Annotated in this window: 15 protein-coding genes, 1 tRNA gene and 1 pseudogene; 16 read left to right on the top strand and 1 reads right to left on the bottom strand. The window is 52.9% G+C overall.

Annotated elements, in window-relative coordinates; genetic code table 11:
* Positions 1 to 100: 100 nt before the first annotated feature.
* From NH461_RS21315 to dgcA, 12 genes and pseudogenes are all read left to right on the top strand, one after another.
* A tRNA-Ser gene (locus NH461_RS21315) sits at positions 101 to 191 on the top strand.
* Between the two features lie 321 nt (positions 192 to 512).
* Positions 513 to 914: a DUF2214 family protein gene (locus tag NH461_RS21310; RefSeq protein WP_261602975.1), complete on the top strand. Its 402-nt coding sequence runs from the start codon at positions 513 to 515 to the stop codon at positions 912 to 914.
* Between the two features lie 183 nt (positions 915 to 1,097).
* Positions 1,098 to 1,472: a nuclear transport factor 2 family protein gene (locus tag NH461_RS21305; protein ID WP_261604603.1), complete on the top strand. Its 375-nt coding sequence runs from the start codon at positions 1,098 to 1,100 to the stop codon at positions 1,470 to 1,472.
* A 129-nt stretch (positions 1,473 to 1,601) separates the two neighbouring features.
* Positions 1,602 to 2,447, top strand: a pseudogene (locus NH461_RS21300) (MBL fold metallo-hydrolase).
* 302 nt (positions 2,448 to 2,749) lie between these two features.
* Entirely contained in the window at positions 2,750 to 3,466 is a 717-nt protein-coding gene (locus NH461_RS21295) for a TetR/AcrR family transcriptional regulator (RefSeq protein WP_261602974.1), read from the top strand.
* Complete coding sequence (locus tag NH461_RS21290) at positions 3,463 to 4,767, top strand: ABC1 kinase family protein (RefSeq protein WP_261602973.1); 1,305 nt, start codon at positions 3,463 to 3,465, stop codon at positions 4,765 to 4,767. Before NH461_RS21295 ends, NH461_RS21290 begins: the two co-directional genes overlap by 4 nt.
* Positions 4,760 to 5,140, top strand: coding sequence for a hypothetical protein (locus tag NH461_RS21285; RefSeq protein WP_261602972.1), 381 nt, complete (start codon positions 4,760 to 4,762; stop codon positions 5,138 to 5,140). The genes NH461_RS21290 and NH461_RS21285 overlap by 8 nt, the downstream gene beginning before the upstream one ends.
* A 14-nt stretch (positions 5,141 to 5,154) precedes the next feature.
* On the top strand, positions 5,155 to 5,646 hold the full coding sequence (locus NH461_RS21280; protein ID WP_261602971.1) for a DUF2867 domain-containing protein: 492 nt from the start codon (positions 5,155 to 5,157) through the stop codon (positions 5,644 to 5,646).
* A 382-nt stretch (positions 5,647 to 6,028) separates the two neighbouring features.
* Positions 6,029 to 7,342, top strand: coding sequence for a methyl-accepting chemotaxis protein (locus tag NH461_RS21275; RefSeq protein WP_261602970.1), 1,314 nt, complete (start codon positions 6,029 to 6,031; stop codon positions 7,340 to 7,342).
* A 68-nt stretch (positions 7,343 to 7,410) separates the two neighbouring features.
* Positions 7,411 to 8,301, top strand: a complete 891-nt coding sequence (locus tag NH461_RS21270; RefSeq protein WP_261602969.1) for a LysR family transcriptional regulator — start codon at positions 7,411 to 7,413, stop codon at positions 8,299 to 8,301.
* Between the two features lie 107 nt (positions 8,302 to 8,408).
* Positions 8,409 to 9,419, top strand: a complete 1,011-nt coding sequence (gene dgcN, locus NH461_RS21265) for an N-acetyltransferase DgcN (protein WP_261602968.1) — start codon at positions 8,409 to 8,411, stop codon at positions 9,417 to 9,419.
* Positions 9,419 to 10,387 (top strand): N-acetyl-D-Glu racemase DgcA, encoded by a 969-nt coding sequence (dgcA, locus tag NH461_RS21260; RefSeq protein ID WP_261602967.1) that lies wholly within the window; start codon positions 9,419 to 9,421, stop codon positions 10,385 to 10,387. Before dgcN ends, dgcA begins: the two co-directional genes overlap by 1 nt.
* Positions 10,388 to 10,499: 112 nt before the next feature.
* Here dgcA and NH461_RS21255 read toward each other — a convergent pair whose 3' ends face one another.
* Complete coding sequence (locus tag NH461_RS21255) at positions 10,500 to 11,306, bottom strand: MetQ/NlpA family ABC transporter substrate-binding protein (RefSeq protein WP_261604602.1); 807 nt, start codon at positions 11,304 to 11,306, stop codon at positions 10,500 to 10,502.
* A gap of 277 nt (positions 11,307 to 11,583) precedes the next feature.
* Here NH461_RS21255 and NH461_RS21250 point away from each other — a divergent pair, with 277 nt between their 5' ends.
* From NH461_RS21250 to NH461_RS21235, 4 genes are all read left to right on the top strand, one after another.
* Positions 11,584 to 12,189, top strand: a complete 606-nt coding sequence (locus NH461_RS21250) for a histidine phosphatase family protein (protein ID WP_261602966.1) — start codon at positions 11,584 to 11,586, stop codon at positions 12,187 to 12,189.
* A 109-nt stretch (positions 12,190 to 12,298) separates the two neighbouring features.
* Positions 12,299 to 12,757: a GNAT family N-acetyltransferase gene (locus NH461_RS21245; protein WP_261602965.1), complete on the top strand. Its 459-nt coding sequence runs from the start codon at positions 12,299 to 12,301 to the stop codon at positions 12,755 to 12,757.
* 1 nt (position 12,758) lies between these two features.
* Positions 12,759 to 13,232 carry a GNAT family N-acetyltransferase gene (locus NH461_RS21240; RefSeq protein ID WP_261602964.1) on the top strand — a complete coding sequence of 158 codons (474 nt, stop codon included), beginning with the start codon at positions 12,759 to 12,761 and terminating at the stop codon, positions 13,230 to 13,232.
* Between the two features lie 173 nt (positions 13,233 to 13,405).
* Positions 13,406 to 16,375 (top strand): TIM-barrel domain-containing protein, encoded by a 2,970-nt coding sequence (locus NH461_RS21235; protein WP_261602963.1) that lies wholly within the window; start codon positions 13,406 to 13,408, stop codon positions 16,373 to 16,375.
* Positions 16,376 to 16,414 lie beyond the last annotated feature (39 nt).

Here is a 16,414-nt window from a genome sequence, read left to right as displayed (position 1 = left end):
GATTTTGCGTGAATCTGGCTGACATCTCATCGCTTGAATTCTTGTGTTGAATTAAGACTTTACAGCGTCGCTGCCGGGTCTTATCATACGCCGCACTTACGGAGAGATGGCTGAGTGGTTGAAAGCACCGGTCTTGAAAACCGGCATACGTTTATAGCGTATCTAGGGTTCAAATCCCTATCTCTCCGCCACATTGAAAAAGCCAGCTTAATTGCTGGCTTTTTTGCATCGACTGCTTGGTAAAGAAAGAGATAGGGTGCGAACCCTAGACAGGGCTTTTTTCGTTTCAGGTGTATAGCTGAGTGTCGGAATTTGACAATCCTCGCCTCCAAGGCGCTCCGCCAATATTGAAAGTCCCATCGTCAGGTGAGGTATTTTATGTTCCGGTCATGGCCGAAAGAACCGTACTGAGCGAATCAACCACCGTATCATGACTTTGTCGTATGTCTGTGCGAGAGTGCGTTCTATATCTAAGCGCAAGTAGAGCAGGGAGCGGATTGCATGGAAGAGCTATGGGTAAGATATCTCCATTTTCTGGGCATCTTGCTATTGAAAATGCATTGCTTGCCGAAAAACTCAATTTCGAGACGGCAAGGAAATTAGTGCTGATCGACGCAATGTATGGTTTAAGTGCCATCGTTACACTGGGCGCGGGGTTGATATTGTGGTTCTTAGTCGGTAAGCCCAGTCAGTTTTATACCGGTAATGCCGTTTTTCATGTAAAGATTGGTTTGTTCTTCTTCATTGCACTGATGTCTGTAATACCCACCTTATTCTTTTTGAAACACAGAAAAAATGAAAGTTCAGAGATTCAAGTTCCAAGGTATATCATGCGTATCAAACGGCTTGAGGCGACGTTGTTACTTCTGCTCCCTTTCTTAGCGGTACTCATGGCGCGTGGTTACGGCAGTTAATGACGCGGCTCTGATAAACCTATCCACTCGACGGTGATCTTGGTGGTTTTAAGGATAGTTTTCTATCGCGTATAGTTCGTTAGCATCGAAAGTGGATTAAGGTAGAATGGCGATTTCGGAATGAACAACACGATGCTGATAGCAAGGTAATATTTTATGCCGAATGTCAGTTTAAGGGAATGTATGACGCCAAAGGAAGTGGTTATCGCATATTGGGAGTCGATGCAGTCAAATGATTTTGCTAAAGCCAGCGAGTGGCTCGCGGAAGATTTCGAATGCTTTTGGCCTCAATCGTCTGAGCTCATTGTGGGTCGTGAAAATTTTGCAGCTATCAACTCATACTATCCGGCAGATGGTGAGTGGGTATTTACAATCAACGCTGCGGTTGCTGAACATGACACTGTGGTGACAGATGTGTCCGTCACCGATGGGGTGCGACAAGATCGGGTGATTACCTTTCATACCGTGAAAGATGGTTTCATTCGTAAACAAGCGGAGTTTTGGCCTGACGATTACCCGGCACCGGAATGGCGAAAACAATGGGTCAAGATTGTATAATCTATGCGACAACGATAACTCAATCTCTGGAAACGCGAAGCAAGCGTGCTCATGTATACCTGGATTGACAACCGTACTCACTGTTAATCAGAATACGGCTCCCACAATATATCTTCCGATGAGGTTTCAATGGAACTGACCACTTTAGTTGATAACTCCCGATTGGCGGACCGACCTGATCTTGCCGTTGAACGAGGGTTGTCCCTGCATGTGAAAACTCAAGGGCGGCAGATCTTATTTGATGCCGGAAGTAATCAGATATTTTGTGACAATGCTGCGCGATTGAACATCGATCTACAGACAGTTGATGCCGCGGTGATTTCGCATCGCCACCATGACCACTGTAATGGCATCACGCATTTTCTCGATCGGAATACCGCGGCATCGGTGTATTTCAGGGCCTGTGATGAGGCTGAGTACTCTTTCCGGGCTTTCGGCTTTAAGAGTAATGTCGGTATTGCCAAGGATCTGTTGGAAAAGGCCGGAGAACGGGTGAAATTCGTCAGTCAGATGACGGAGATCCTGCCGGGCGTTTTTGTGGTCACTGAGCTCAGTCATCAATACGAGCAGCCGAAAGGAAATCAGTATTTGTATACGGACACGAGGCAGGGCCGTAAGCCGGATACCTTTGAGCATGAACTGATGATGGTCGTCAAAGAATAAGACGGCCTGGTTGTATTCACCGGCTGTGCGCATCATGGGGTGCTGAATATGGTGGAGACTGCACTTTCTCTGTTCCCCGATACCCGAATTAAAGCCGTCGTAGGTGGGTTTCACTTGGTTGGCCTGCCGCTGCTCAATGGTATCGGTGGGACACCGCAGGATATTGAAGCCATTGGTCGCACGCTGTCGGATTATCCGATCGATAAGCTCTATACGGGCCACTGTACCGGCATGAAGGCGTTCGGAATATTGAAAGAGGTGCTTGGTGAGCGCCTGGAACATATGCCGACCGGACGTCGTGTTGTCATCTGACTTTTCCCGCGCAGCCTGAACGATTCAAGCTGCGTTGGCCCTGCTCGCTTTCTTCATTTCCTACCAGCTGAAAATAACGAATCTCGCTCCCCCGTGACGCGATCATGCTCGGCTTGTTGCGCTCTGTCTTTCTCTCCTGCTTGTCGGCCGTCCATGGCCGGTCAATCACTGTGATGTGTCTCCTGAATTAAAAATTATTTGGTCCGGATCTGACGGGTTGGGTGAATTTTGGTGAAAACACTATTGATCTGATGAAGGTTTGATCATAATTTATCTATAGTGTTTTCGGATGAGGTGGTTTCATGAAGAAGAAAAGTGAAAAGGTCCGCGAGAAAATTCTGGATGCTGCGGTCGATTTGATGAGCATGGAGGGTTACAAGCATGTCTCGATGCGCAAAATCGCCAAGCAAGCCAATGTCGGCGATGCCACGATTTATAACTACTTTCCGAACAAAGAAAGTTTGCTGTACGGCTACTTTGCGGATCAGGTGAAAAAGTCGGTTGAAGAACTGCAATCCATTGAGGATATTGAAAGTTATTCACTGCAAGAGAAAATCCAACTGCTCATAGAAACCAACCTGACCCAGATGCTGCCGTATCGTGAGTTTGTTCAGGAAGCCTTTGAGATGACTTTTCTCACGCCTTTGGCCAAATTCGGCCATGTCTCGCCGATTAAATCGCAGCTCAGTGATCAAATCAGGCTCTATCTGTCTCAGGCTTATACGCAGGGAGCGCTCGAAGAAGAAAGCCTGCACGAGTTCATTCCGTCCCTGTTTTGGGATTACTACCTCGGCATGGTGATGTACTGGCTCAAGGATGATTCGGAAGATTTTACCAATACCACGCAACTGCTCGATCTGAGCCTGAACTTTGGTATTTCTTTACTCGCCAGCGGTGTGCTGAGCAAAGCCGGGCAAATGGCGTCGTTTCTTTTGCGCCAGCATATGTTTTCAGGATTTGAGCTGATGGCGAAGCAAATGGGTCAGCTGCGGGGGTTAACCGGGAAAAGGGCCGAATGATGAGCAAGGTTCCGACCAGTAAAATCCATCGTAATGCCATTGTGGCCGGTACTGCGGTCAAACTGGGGGCGAATGCGGTCAAAAACCGGACGCAATCGCTACTGTCGCCTCGGGGGAGCAAGCTGAATACCCAACAGACTGACGCTGAGCAGGCCGAGATTATCTTTTCTGCCTTGGGCCGCTTAAAAGGCACGGCGTTGAAAGCGGCGCAAATGCTGGCCTTGGAAAATAGCCTGGTCCCGAAAGCCTACCGGGAGGCACTCAATAAGGCCTGTTATCGCGCGCCCGGGCTCAACCGCGCCGTAGTGAGAAAAGTATTCATGAGCCAGTTTGGCTGTCCGCCGGAAAAGCTGTTTGCAGTGTTTGATTACACGCCCTTTGCCGCCGCAAGTTTAGGTCAGGTTCACCGGGCCGAAGACCGCAACGGCAACTTGCTGGCGGTGAAGGTGCAATACCCGGGAATTGCCGAGAGTATCCACGCCGACATCGCGACGCTGTCAGTCTTGCTCAAGGCGGTCCCATCTCGTTTTCAATTCGAACAGATGTTGCCGGAAATTGAGCTGCGGCTGATGGAGGAGACTGACTATGAGCTGGAGTTCCAGCGGCAGGCAGACTTCTATGCCGGTTGTGATATTGCGAACTTGCGCGTCTTGCCGCCCATTGCCGCCTATTCCTCAAAGCGCGTGATGAGCTCGCCCTATGTCGCTGGTTTGCATATTGATGAATGGCTGGAGACCGACCCGCCGATCTCAGCACGCAATGCCGTCTGCCAGGCACTGTGCGACCTGTTTTTTACCTCGATTTCCCGTTACGGCATGCTGCACGCCGACCCGAATATTGGGAACTTCCTGATCGATAAGGACAATCGGTTGGTGGTGCTGGATTTCGGTTGTACCGTCCCGGTTGATCCCGACACTGCTGGGGCGTTTGTGGCGCTGTTGAAAGCCTATAAGACGCAAGACATTGAGCAGGTCATTGATTATTTCAACCGCCTGTATATGAATCATCAGGGAGAGCCGGAAAAGATGAAGAACAACGCACTCTTCATTGAGTATCTGGCGTGGCAGCATCAACTGCTGGCCCCGGCGTCTTTCGATTTTTCTGCCCATCCGAGTTATATGGCGCAAGGGGTGTCGCTGGCCGTGGACGCGCATAAATACAGTGAGTTTCCGGTGAATCCGAGCAAGGAGGTGCTGTTTCTGGAGCGCGTCTATTACGGTTATCTGCAACTGTGTCAGCGAGCCGGCGCGTGTGTCCGGTTTGAGATCGATACCTTATTTGAGGAGCAAGCGAATGTCTGATTTGAATCTGTATCTGTTTATTTCGGGTGCGATTGCCTTATTCACGGCTTTTTTGCATTTGATTGCCGGGCATTTCCATCCGGTACTGCCGTTTCTCAGTACCCGGATGGATGACAGCGTAAAGGGAACCTTTTATGCCTGCTGGCATATGGTGACCGTGTTGCTGTTTGCTTCCGCGGCCTGGCTTCTGTTCAGCGCCTATGTTCCGGGCGATGCTTTATCCGTTCGGATGCTTTCTGGTCAATTTATTCTGTTTGGCTTGGTCTTTCTGGCCGTTGGCCGATCTCTCAAGATCAAGCGCGCGTGGGTACGTTTGCCGCAGTGGATACTGCTGCTCCCCATCGGCGTATTTGGATTTCTGGGCTCTATATAAAAGAGGATGCCATCATGATCAAAACTGTTGCTGTGCCAATGTCACCGTTGCTCGAACATACGCTTCCCAAGGCGCAATTTGCCGATGCGTATGAAGTTGAGTTGAATGATCCCGATCAGGATGTCTGGGATATCACCTACAAGTTGTTCACCGAGGGTCAGCAGGATTGGATTAAAGCCTTGATGGGACTGCGTAACCTACTGGTGACGCCGTTTGGCCTGAAAACCGGGCCGATGAACGACGGGGAGCAGGTGTTACAAGAGCGCATCGGTATTTTTAAGGTGTATGAGAAAACAGCGCACGAGGTACTGCTCGGGGAAAATGACCGTCATCTGGATTTCAGAATTTCGGTGCTGAAGGATACCGCGAGTGCAACCCTGACCGTTACCACCAAAGTTGAGATGCACAATACCCTGGGTCGGGCCTATATCACGGTGATCGAGCCGTTTCACCGCATGATTGTCAAAAGTATGCTCCGACAGGCGAAGAAAAAAGGGGCATTTTAGCCGAGTGGGGCCCTTTTGGGGGGCTGGCAGGTTGGTTGGATGAGCTGGGTTATCCCATTTAGGAATTCTTTGTTATGTGTGAGGGTTGATATCGATGGGGCGGGCACTCGCTAGCTATCGTCCGGTTTGATGTTTTTCTGGATGATTATGTCAGTGTTTATATGCATTCTGTTGACCTTTGTGTCAAAATGTTATCGCCAGACGACATAAAAACGTGCAGTTTCGACGGAGTCCTTTACACTAGGCACCTGCCTGCACAGTTGACATGAAAGCAGGCCCGCTGAACGCCCTTCGAATGTGATGTCAGTAGTGTACCGAAGGCAAGTTTAGGCCCCACTTTGAACCACAAACTTCCACCTGCCAGCTAAGGGAAATGCGATTTATGTTTTTTAATAAATCGGTACAACAAGAAAATCAAAGGCTTAAAGAAGATTTACACGCCTTATTACAAGTCAAAGAAAGTTTAGAAGCGGATATGCTTCGGGTGACACTCGATACGGACGGCCACGTCGTGTCGGTGAATGCGCGCTTTCAGGATGAGATGAAGTTGCGTGCGGATGCGGTTAAAGGACGCCACATTACGGCACTGGTGCCGGAGTCTTCCCGCAGTACACCGCATTTTAAACTGATGTCGGACGCAGTGAAGCAAGGGAAGCACTGGAACGGGGCGTTGGAACTAGACAAAGGTGACGGGGAAGCCGCCTGGCTGAGATCAATTCTACAGCCGATCCAGGCGCCGAAAGGTGGGATCAACCATTTCCTGATCTATGCGTCTGAGCTGACCCGAACGATTAAAGCCTCACGTGAGCAGGAAGATTTAATCAAGGCGCTGCACCGCTCGACTGCCGTGATTGAATTCAGTCTCGAAGGCGTCATTCTGGAAGCCAATCAGAATTTCCTGACCTCCATGGGCTATAAAAAATCGGAAATCATCGGTAAACATCATCGCATGTTCTGTGAGCATTCGGAAGTTCATTCGCCGGAATATACGGCCTTTTGGCAGAAACTGGGCCGGGGGGAGTTTGTGTCCGATCGCTTCAAGCGAATTGACAGTTACGGTCATACTGTATGGCTGGAAGCGACTTATAACCCGATTTATGATGCCAACGGCGATCTGTATAAAGTGGTGAAGTTTGCCACGGTGATCACGGAACAGATTAACCGTGAAATCGCGATTGCGGAAGCGGCAGAGATTGCACACGAAGTGTCGGCGACAACCGGTGAGCAAACCACGCAGGGGAACCAGGTCATTGAATCAACCATCGGCAAGATGGGAGAGCTGGCCAGCCAGATGGCTGATGCGAACGAAGGGATCCAGGCGTTGAATGCGCAATCGCAAAAAATCAACGAACTGGTCAGCAGTATCGACGGGATTGCCAACCAGACCAACTTACTGGCGCTGAACGCGGCGATTGAGGCGGCCCGGGCCGGTGAGCAAGGACGAGGGTTTGCCGTGGTTGCGGATGAGGTCCGTTTGCTGGCTTCGAGAACCAGCCAGACCACGGAAGAAATCATGGCGGTGGTCTCGGAGAACCTCAAGCTGACAGAAAATGCCGTGCAGATGATCGAGCAGGGCTTGGCCCAGGCTTCAGAAGCACTGGAGTTGTCGAAAGAAGCCGGTCAGGTGATGCGGGATATCCGGATGGGCGCGCAAAAAGTTGATGATGCTGTGGGCAGCTTCGCCAAGCAGCTCTAAACGATCAGCGCGAAAAGAACAGCGCGATACGATCACCGCGCAACCGGTAATTTCAGGGAGGAAAGCGGGTGAATCTCAGGCAACTGGAAGTCTTTTACGCGGTAATGAAAGCGGGTACAGTCTCCGGAGCCGCCCGTAGCTTGTATGTTTCCCAGCCCAATGTGACCCGGGTGCTGGCCCATACCGAGCAACAGCTCGGATTCGCGCTGTTTGAGCGGGTGAAGGGGCGCCTGATCCCGACTCAGGAAGCCCTGGCGCTGCTGCCTGAAGCGGAAAAAATCTATCAGCAGCTGGGCCAGTTTCGCTCCCTGACGCAAAAGGTTGCCCGCGGTGCACAGCACCTTCGTATTGGTGCGCCGCCTATTCTGGCCAGTACGATGCTGCCGCCGGTGATCGCGGTACTGAGCCGGCAAGGCAACATGTCGATAGAGCTGATCACCGGCAATAAAGACGAGTTGAGCCAGGGGTTACTTCGTCATGAACTCGATATTGCCGTGGCTTTTGGGGATGACTGTCCGCCCGGCCTGAATTGTAGTGTGCTGACATCCGGACGGGTTCAGGCTGTTGCGCCCGTTGCGCTGCTCGACCTGTCGCCGGAGCCAATTACTCTGGAAGCTGTGGTGCAGTCCGGGGTGAATATTATCGGCCTAGATACCCGGGATCCGCTGGGGGCGATTCTCGATCATATGATCCATGCCCTTGATCCGGAATATCACTACGCACTGGCGGTGCGGAGCTATAGCGCGGCGGTGGAGCTGGCCAAACTCGGCCTCGGCATTGCGCTGGTTGATCCCTGGACGGCGCAAGGGCACCGTGATAACCCTCAGCTGACGGTGGCTGAGCTCTCGCCTGCAGTACCGGTACAGGTTTCGGTGTACAGCGCGATTCATCACCCCCCCTCGGCAGCCTGCCGGTTGTTCGAAGCGACGCTAAAGCACAGCTGTAATATCGATCTATAATTTCGAGCTATAACCTCAAGCTATACCTGTCCAATAGCAAAGTATTCGTCCTTTTCATCTCAGGTGCTTAGATTAATGACATCACTTGAATACATGGATGGACACTGATGCAAATTCCTCAACCTTATTTACTGTTTCTCGGGGATGTGACCGACCCGTTATCGGCGAAAACAGCGCGCGGTATTCTGCACTGGCGCCCGGAGAGTTGTGTCGGCCAGCTTCGTTTAACGGCGCAGACGGTCTCCCTGTCGCTGCCGGATCTGTCGTTGGCGGATGCGAAAAACCAGGGGGCTCAAACGCTGGTGATCGGCACTGCCAACGCCGGCGGGGTGATCCCGACAGCCTGGCAGCAGGTGCTGAAAGAGGCGGTGGCGATGGGCTTTCACATTGCTTCGGGCATGCATCAGCGCTTGCGTGATATCCCCGGCCTCAGTGCGCTGGCCGAGCAGCATCAGGTGCAGTTGTTTGACGTCCGGCACTACGTTGCCCCGCTGGCGGTGGGCACAGGACAAAAGCGTGCAGGAAAGCGCTTGCTGACGGTGGGCAGTGATTGCTCGGTCGGGAAAATGTATACCGCGCTGGCACTTGAACAAGCCCTGACGCAAGCCGGTCTGTCGGCCCGGTTCAAAGCCACCGGCCAGACGGGTATCTTGATCCAGGGGCAGGGGATTTCGGTCGATGCCGTGGTGGCGGATTTTATCTCCGGGGCCGTGGAAACGCTTAGTCCGGATTTTGACTCGCATGTGTGGGATGTGATTGAAGGCCAGGGCTCATTGTTCAATCCATCTTTTGCCGGGGTGAGCCTGGGGCTGTTGCATGGCGCGCAGCCCGATGCCTTGGTGCTGTGCCATGAGCTGGGTCGGTCACATATCCGTCATTTACCGCACATGCCGATGCCAGAGATTTCGGCGGTGCTGGCCGCAAATATTCAGGCTGCGAAACTGACCAATCCAGCAGCTGAATTTGTCGGGATCTGCCTCAATACCTCGGCGATCTCCACCGAAGAAGCGAAGGTTGTATGTGAGCAGTGGCGTGAGCAGTATCAGCTTCCGGTTACAGATCCGGTGCGCTTTGGCGTCGACAATATCATTCAACAGCTGGTTGACCGAGGTGCCTGATGCAGATCCAAGCAAAGCCCGAACATATCCCGTTTGCCAAACCCTTTCGCATTGCCCGGGGCGCCCGAACCCACCTGGATATTGTGCGGGTGACAATCACTGACGGGGGGCACTCGGTTGAAGCCGAATGTACACCTTATGCCCGATATGGCGAGGACACCGCATCTGTGCTGGCGCAAATCGAACAGGTGCTCCCGATGTTGGCAGCGTTGTCGGCGCAGCAGGCCAAAGTGGCGCTGCAAACCCTGTTGCCGGCCGGGGCAGCCCGGAATGCGCTTGATTGCGCCCTGTGGTCGCTCATCGCCCAGCAATGTAACAGTCAGTTCCCGTCGCCTTATTTTCAGTTGCAGCCTGCGCTGGAAACGGCAATGACGGTTTCCATCGGGACGCCGCAGGAAATGGCCCGACAAGCGCGGGACTATGTCGCACAGGGGGCATCCTTGCTGAAAGTAAAGCTGGATGCGGAACATATCGTGAGCCGGGTTGCCGCAGTCCGGGATGTCGCGCCGGATGCAAGGATTGTCTTAGATGCCAATGAAGCCTGGACGGGGATGGATCTTCCTGCGCTGTTTGAGGCGCTCGCGCCGCTGGCGGTTGCGATGATTGAACAGCCTCTGCCGGCCGGGGATGATGATGCCTTGGGCCACTTTGACCACCGGATTCCGGTGTGTGCCGATGAGAGTTGCCATACCCGGGCGGATTTGGCGCATGTTCGCGGCCGCTATGAAATGATCAACATTAAGCTGGATAAAACCGGCGGACTGACCGAAGCGCTGGCGCTCAAAGCCGCCGCGCGGCAGGATGGATTATCAGTGATGGTCGGGTGTATGCTCGGCACATCCCTGGCGATGAGGGCTGCCCTGCCTATTGCCCAGGATGCCGCGGTGGTCGATCTCGACGGCCCAGTGCTCATTGGCGAAACCGGTCCGGAAGCACTGACTTACCGGGACGGCCAGTTATATCTCTGAACAACGCCCGCCCTGACGTGATGCACCGGGGTGGGCGTTTGCTGTGGACACTCACGTGACTGTCAAGCACGGCTGGTGGCCGGGGTCACGGTAATTGACGGAGCCGGCTTTGTTATTGGAAAGCAGGCTCGATGGTGCCGTTGAACGTCTGCTGGATAAAGTCACGGACCGGCTGTGACTGGTAGATTTTTACAAACTTTTGATAATCGGCATTGTTTTTATCGGCTTCGCGTGCGGCCACGACCATCACGGCCAGCGCTGCATCTTTCGGCTCCAGATAAAGGCCAAATTCTTTCGGATCCAGGCCCGATGACATGATGTAGTTCATCGTAATGGCGGCAGCATCTACGTCCTCGAGGCTTCTCGGCAATTGGGCCGCTTCAATTTCAATGATCTCAAGCTGCTTCGGGTTCTCAACGATATCGCTCAGCGTCGCTTTGTGGCCGACACCCGGTTTGAGCGTGATGAGATTGGCATCGGCCAACAGCAGCAAGCCGCGTCCGCCGTTCGTCGGATCGTTCGGAATGGCAATGCGTGCATGATCCGGCAATTCGGCGAGGCTATTGAAGGTTTTGGAATAGATCCCCATTCGCATCAGAATCGACTCACCCATAGAAACTAAATGACTGCCGTTGTTGGCATTGTATGTTTGTAAAAAGGGTAGATGCTGGTAGCTGTTGAGATCCAGGCTGCCGTCTGCAAGTGCCGCATTGGGTGTGATGTAATCCGAAAACTCGATCACTTCCACTTTTAATCCTTGTTTTTCGGCTTCCCGGGCAACAGCTTCCACCACCTGGGCATGCGGGCCGACGGTTGCGCCGACTTTTAATACTGCTTCTTCTTGTTGGCCGCAGCCGGTTAATCCCAGCACCAATGCTGCACCGAGCAACCACTGACTGACTTTCTTATTCTTTTGCATCATATCCTCCGTGTGGACGCTAAAGGACGTTTGGACGTCTGGATTTCTATCCTACGTATTGTATGAGATTATGCAACTGATTATTTCATTTATTTCTCAGGGCAAGATTCAGGCTCGGGGCACAGGCGTCATGAGCCTGGGCTGGGTCGTGATGACTCAAAAATGTGCAGCATTTTCATCCTGATTTCATTACATTACCCGGGTTATGGCAGAGATCCGACGGATTGGCAGCCGTCAGTCATGACATGCAACCCCGCCAACTCAGGAGAAGGAAGCGATGAAAAGAATTTGTTTAGTGACGCACACGCAAGCGACTCATTCTGTGAATGGTCAGGTGGGCGGCTGGTTTGATTCGGAACTGACGGAGCCCGGGCGCGCTCAGGCCGCTCGTTTAGGCGAGAAAATCAAAGCGCATGGTTTTGAGCTTGAAAAGCTGCAAGTTTATTCCTCCGACCTCAAGCGCGCGGTACAGACAACGGAGGCGTTGGTTGCCGGGTTGGCGTTGGATGTGCGGTATGACGCCAGATTGCGGGAGATGTCGTTTGGCCGTCACGAAGGGATGGATCAAGCCGCGCATGAGGCGATCATGCAGCCTGTGAGTTCGACGGGGGAGCGGCTGGATCACCGGATCTGTGACGGTGCGGAGTCTCGTCGGGAATTTGCAGCGCGGATCGTTGCGTGTGTTCAAGAGATCATGCAGCAGCCGGGTGATGCGTTAATTGTGACGCATGGTTTTGCGGCGACCTTCGTGATTGCGGCATTTCAACAGATTGATATTGAAAGCATGGGCTATATTGCATTTAAGGTGAATCCGGGCAGCGTGTCGATCCTGGAAGCGGATGATTTATTTCAAAATCGCGCCGTTTGTTTGCTCAATGGGTAATGCCTGCGCTGCCGAGTGTGATTGGCGGCGGGATGGGGCGACATGGGCAACAGCAGGTGCTGATGCCGTGCTTTGCAGAGAAAATTGTTAATTCAGGAGCAAGGTGAACATGGAAGTGATTCGAGTGTCCCGGAAGGAAGATTTGCGTGGTGTGCTGGCGCTTTACCGAGAGCTGCGGGGGCACGATCCCGTGGTCAGTGAGCAGGCGCTGGCATCGAGCTGGGATGAAATTCAGGCCAATCCTTCGATTCAGTTGGTGGTCGCTGAAGTCGACGGGCAACTGGCATCCACCTGCCAGCTTGGGGTTATCCCCACCGTGACCAATGCCGGCCGGCCGTTCGGTGTGATCGAACATGTGATCACCGGACAGGATTACCGCCGTCGCGGTCTGAGCCATAAAGTGCTCGAAAAGGCGCTGTCACTGGCCTGGGAGCAGGGTTGCTATAAAGTGATGCTCCTGTCCGGAGAAGATCGAGTTGCCGCGCACCGTTTGTATGAAAAAGTGGGTTTTCAGGCGGGGATTGAAAAAGGGTTTGTGGTGAAACGACCACATGATGAAGGAAGATGATTTGGATATTCAATTTAGAGTAGCAACGAAAGATGATCTCGAAACTTTAGTATTGATGCTGCAGGATGATGCACTCGGTTCACAACGTGAAGACGGAACTTTGCCGTTAAATGCCAAGTATCTTCAGGCGTTCGAGGCCATTCAGGCGGATCCCAATAACCAATTGATGGTCGCAGAAATCCAAGACCAGGTGGTGGGGATGTTGCAGCTGACTTTCATTCCATATCTCACCCACATCGGCTCCTGGCGGTGCCTGATTGAAGGCGTTCGGATCCACGCCGATTACCGTGGTCAGGGCCTGGGTGAGCAGATGTTTCAGTATGCGATTGGTCAGGCGCAAGAGAAAGGCTGCCAGTTGGTTCAGCTCACCTCAGACAAGCAGCGTCCGGATGCGTTGCGTTTTTACGAGAAGCTGGGATTTGTCGCCACGCACGAAGGGTTTAAGTTGAAATTAACGGAGCAGGAGCAAGTATAGCCCCCGTCTCTTTCCTACGACCCGTACAAAACACCAACTGGAGCACAAATTTAACAAAAGGTTTTAAATTTCCTCGGGGGGCGTAGGGCTGGGGAGGATTGATACTGAACTGATTGCACACAAAATACGCGCGATTTTAAATGAGTAATTGTTCATATCAATGGATGAAGCCAATGAAGAAAAAGCTAATCGCTGTTTGTATCTTATTGGGCTCCGGGAGCTGCTACGCCGATGTCCCTGCGCCTTATATCGTGAATTACGGTCCCTCCAGTACGGTGGTGGAGGTGCTGGATGATGATCTGATCCACATCTCTTTCCGTCATCACCAGAATACGCAAGGGAGCACGGCGATCCCCCATACCGAAATGGTCTTTAAAACGGACTATACCGGTCCCGCCTTATACGAACCCAATGCGGACGGATTTCGGACCCAGGCGCTGAGTGTCCGTATCGATCGGGAGAATGGCTGCCTCAGTGTGGTCGAGTTACAACACAACAACCAGCAAAGTGCCACGATCTGTCCGGCAATTTATGATCAAACCTGGCACGGGGCATCGGTGCAAAATTTAGGGATCCATTCGGTGTATGGCTTGGGTCAGACGTTCGCGCCGATTGACCCGAACCGAGGTGCTCAGGTGAACGGTGAGTGGCTGGGAACCGGGGGCTTCGGGACCCCGGATGATCGCGGCAATACGTTCAGCAGTATCACTTATACCGATGGCGCCTATGCCGGCGCGACCACACCGCGCTTGCAGTTTCCGGTGCTCTATGCGGTCGGTGAGCAAATGAACTATGCCCTGATGCTCGATTCCAAGCTTAAAAACAGTTTTGATCTGTCGAAGCCTTGGTGGGAAATTCGTAACAAGACTGCGCCAGAGACCAACCTGTATTACATGAGTGGTCCTGACTTGCCGGATCTGCGCCGTGATTTCATGGAGCTGGTCGGCCGGCCGCCGGTACCGCCGAAAAAAGCGCTGGGGCTGTGGATTTCTGAGTTCTCGTTTGATAACTGGAGTGAGTTGGATGAGACCATCCAGACGCTGCGTCAGCACCATTTTCCGATTGATGGTGCCTTGCTCGATGTGGCCTGGTTTGGCTTTAAGCACGCCTGGCAGAACAATAGTGAAGCCAACCCGATGGGGGATTTGCGCTTTGATGAGCAAGCCTTCCCGAACCCGGCAGCCAAAGTCGCCAGCCTGAAACAGAATGGGATTGGGCTGATCACGATTGAAGAGTCTTATGTCTCGAAGCAGGGCAATTATCACGGCGAAAATTACAACGGCATGGCAGCACAAAACGGTTTCGCCAAGGACTGCGGCTCGAATAACTTTACCGAGTTTAATAACTGGTTCGGGGTGAGCGGGATGATCGACTGGTCAAATACGACCGGTGCTGCCTGGTGGCATGATCATGTCCGTAAACCGAATATTGTTGATTTGGGGATCCTCGGTCACTGGACCGATTTGGGCGAGCCGGAAGACTATCGCGCTTACTCGTGCTATCAGGCCGGCGATCATGCCCAGTATAACAATGTCCATAACCTGCTGTGGAGCAAGTCGATTTATGACGGTTATGTCCGAAATCACGATCAAAACCCGCAGCGGCCGTATTCGATTGCCCGGGCCGGGACCATCGGCTCACAGCGCTACGGTGCCGGTTTGTGGTCCGGTGATATCGGCGGTCGCCTGGATCACATGAACCTGCATTACAACGCGGCAATGCAGATGTCATTTGCCGGGATCGACTACTACAGCTCCGATGTCGGTGGTTTCTGGCGCAAGGGGGATGATAAAGGCAACCGTGACACTGCCATTGCGCCGGGAACCGGATATAGCGAAGATGAAATGTACAGCCTGTGGTTCGCCAATGCTGCCTGGTTGGATATTCCGTTGCGTCCGCACGGCAATAACTGCGGGATGCCGGGCGCGACAGGGAATGACTGTATTGTGACGGAAACGTCGCCGGCAATGATCGGTAATACCGCCGGGAATCTCAGCAACCTGCGTCAGCGTTATGAGCTGATCCCTTACTATTACTCGCTGGCCCATCGCGCTTATCAATATGGTGAGCCGGTGATCACGCCGATGCCTTTCTATTATCAGGATGATCTCCATCTGAAAGGCATGGCCGATCAGAAGATGATTGGTCGGGATATTCTGGTCGCCGGACTGACCACACAGTTTGCGGAAAGCCGGGATGTCTACCTGCCGGCGGGGACCTGGTACAACTACCACACCGGTGAAAAATACCAGAGTGTGAGTGGCGTAACGCTGCCGCAGGTGAACCAGTGGATTGCGGCGGAAAATCGTAATCGCGTCCCGGCATACGCACGGGCGGGGGCCATTATTCCGATGATGTACGTTGATGAACAAACCAAAGATGTGTTTGGTCATCGTCAGGATGGCAGCACGCGCAACGAATTGATCGTCAAGGTGTTCCCGTCGGAGTCCGCGAGCATTTTCACGCTGTATGAAGATGACGGCAGCACAGTTGAGACCTATGATGCCCAGTCGAGACCGCATTATCAGGTGCGTGAAACCTTGCTGAGCCAGAATCCTGTCAGCAGTGGCGTTGAAATTCTCATTCATGCCGCACAGGGGACTTATGCCGGTGCAAGCAGCGAGCGCAATAACGAAGTGCGCACACTGGTCGCAGTAACCGAGAAGGTGGCGGTCACTCTGAACGGCGAACCGTTGCCGATGCTGGCTGATCGTCAGGCACTGGAAAGCACCGGTAGTAAAGGCTGGATCCGGGAAGGAAATCTGATCTCTGTCCGTACCGGCGTTGCTTCGGTTGATGCCGACAAGAAGCTCGTGATCACGAGTGAGCCGTGCAGTAGCGACTGCGGGTTTACAGCCAACCTGCCGAGCTTAATGATTCGGGGAACCAATAACGGTTGGGGCACGACAGACATGGCGCTCATTGCGGATCACACCTGGCAGGTCGAGACGACATTTGGCGCCGAGGCTGATGCCCGATTCAAGTTCGATGTGTTCGGTGACTGGCGTCAGAATTACGGGGATGACGACGCTGATGGCCAGCTGGAAGCGAGCGGGGCGGATATCGCGATCACTCAAGGTGCCGGAAGCTATCGCATCACGCTGTTCGACGATCGCAACACGTATTCAATCACTAAGTTATAAAACAAACACCTCCCTTTACCGCGCGCCGGCCGTCTGGTC

The organism is Photobacterium sp. TY1-4, from assembly GCF_025398175.1.
Lineage (GTDB): Bacteria > Pseudomonadota > Gammaproteobacteria > Enterobacterales > Vibrionaceae > Photobacterium.
The sequence above is the reverse complement of the archived record's forward strand: the minus strand, read 5'-3'. Positions and strand labels throughout refer to the sequence as shown.